General features: G+C 52.3%; 1 protein-coding gene. It reads left to right on the forward strand.

Annotated elements, in window-relative coordinates; all coding sequences use genetic code 11:
• Positions 1–63: 63 nt before the first annotated feature.
• A complete protein-coding gene (locus ACJHXB_RS24750; RefSeq protein ID WP_001067852.1) occupies positions 64–768 on the forward strand; it encodes an IS6-like element IS26 family transposase in 705 nt (234 codons plus the stop codon).
• Positions 769–820: the final 52 nt, after the last annotated feature.

Genomic DNA, 820 nt, shown 5'->3' on the forward strand with positions numbered 1-820 from the left:
GGCACTGTTGCAAATAGTCGGTGGTGATAAACTTATCATCCCCTTTTGCTGATGGAGCTGCACATGAACCCATTCAAAGGCCGGCATTTTCAGCGTGACATCATTCTGTGGGCCGTACGCTGGTACTGCAAATACGGCATCAGTTACCGTGAGCTGCAGGAGATGCTGGCTGAACGCGGAGTGAATGTCGATCACTCCACGATTTACCGCTGGGTTCAGCGTTATGCGCCTGAAATGGAAAAACGGCTGCGCTGGTACTGGCGTAACCCTTCCGATCTTTGCCCGTGGCACATGGATGAAACCTACGTGAAGGTCAATGGCCGCTGGGCGTATCTGTACCGGGCCGTCGACAGCCGGGGCCGCACTGTCGATTTTTATCTCTCCTCCCGTCGTAACAGCAAAGCTGCATACCGGTTTCTGGGTAAAATCCTCAACAACGTGAAGAAGTGGCAGATCCCGCGATTCATCAACACGGATAAAGCGCCCGCCTATGGTCGCGCGCTTGCTCTGCTCAAACGCGAAGGCCGGTGCCCGTCTGACGTTGAACACCGACAGATTAAGTACCGGAACAACGTGATTGAATGCGATCATGGCAAACTGAAACGGATAATCGGCGCCACGCTGGGATTTAAATCCATGAAGACGGCTTACGCCACCATCAAAGGTATTGAGGTGATGCGTGCACTACGCAAAGGCCAGGCCTCAGCATTTTATTATGGTGATCCCCTGGGCGAAATACGCCTGGTAAGCAGAGTTTTTGAAATGTAAGGCCTTTGAATAAGACAAAAGGCTGCCTCATCGCTAACTTTGCAACAGTGCC

It is taken from the genome of Escherichia sp. WS3227_2 (genome assembly GCF_046486495.1).
GTDB classification, from domain to species: Bacteria; Pseudomonadota; Gammaproteobacteria; order Enterobacterales; family Enterobacteriaceae; genus Escherichia; species Escherichia coli.

Excerpts from the sequence above, each read along its gene's own strand:
- ACJHXB_RS24750 (WP_001067852.1), top strand. The coding sequence starts at position 64 with ATGAACCCATTCAAAGGCCGGCATTTTCAGCGTGACATCATTCTGTGG.